The organism is Oleiphilus sp. HI0117, assembly GCF_001635235.1.
Map to the genome: position 1 here is coordinate 1 of NZ_LWGA01001445.1, position 1,022 is coordinate 1,022.

Genomic DNA, 1,022 nt, shown 5'->3' on the forward strand with positions numbered 1-1,022 from the left:
CTTTAGATTTTTCACACTTTGATATTCAAGCTGAGCCGTAATTTCCTGCTCGACTTGATAAAAAGGCTTGGCAATATGCTCCTGGTTAGCATGATAAAAGTCACTCACGCGTTGACTATCAACTTCATATTCAGACTTTGGAAAAAGTGTTTTGCCTGCCTGCTCAGCACTCACCTTATGATCTTTCGCATACTGATAAATATGCATCTGCAAAGCGGCCATTTCGAGAGTTCTGCGCCTCTCGCGCTCTAACTTGCTAATACGTTCCTTAAACTCTGGCGACAGGTCTTCGAGATTTTTATCAATGCCTTTATAAACCAATAAAGGGGCGCGCTCTTCGACTTCTTTCTGCGCAGCATTCTGAGCCAAGAGGTTGGCTAGAACCATGCCAAATGAAAAGGCAAAGAACATCATAATGAACTGCGTTCTCCCCGGTTTCTGACTTTCTTTCAAAACGCTTCCTCTCTTACTCTATGACAGGTCAAGACACTGATACATGCAAAGACTTGTTTTAGTTCAAGCATAGACACATACTTCTGAAATTACAGGTTTACTTAAATTTTTGTCCTTGCCGGTCATTTAAATTCTTTATCGCCCTATTTACTAAGAAGCCACTATGCTTGAAAAGCTATTCTCCAATATTTTTGACGCTGCCCAGCAGTCTTTCTGTCGCTACCCCGTAGTGCTTAGTGGCGACAAGAATTGGTGTTTAGATACGGTTCAAAGCAACTCGCTTTTCGGCGATATAAATGAGGCTATTTATATCAGCGCCTCCGAACCTATTAAAGGCTTTAAGTCTGTTTCTGCACATAAAGTTAAAAGCCTCTTGGGTGGTGATTGTAATCTGTTGCTTTGGGATGGCTTCGATGGCTTAAGCCCGGACGGACTTGGTGGAGCATCTGGACTTGTTCGCGGAGGAGGCTTATTTATCATCATGGTGCCCCCTCTCGCTGACTTGGCTAAAGCACCTGACCCAGACTATCGCCGCATGTGCAGTGACGAGTCAGAGTTATCTAAAACAA

At 43.4% G+C, this 1,022-nt stretch carries 2 protein-coding genes; one reads left to right on the plus strand and one right to left on the minus strand.

Annotated features, from left to right (window positions below):
• Positions 1-453: hypothetical protein (locus A3757_RS24170; protein ID WP_156506554.1), on the minus strand; the 453-nt coding region annotated here is incomplete at its 3' end.
• 163 nt (positions 454-616) lie between these two features.
• On the opposite strand from A3757_RS24170, the gene A3757_RS24175 reads away from it, so the two are divergent.
• The coding region (locus tag A3757_RS24175) for a tRNA(Met) cytidine acetyltransferase TmcA domain-containing protein (RefSeq protein WP_156506555.1) at positions 617-1,022 on the plus strand (406 nt) is incomplete at its 3' end.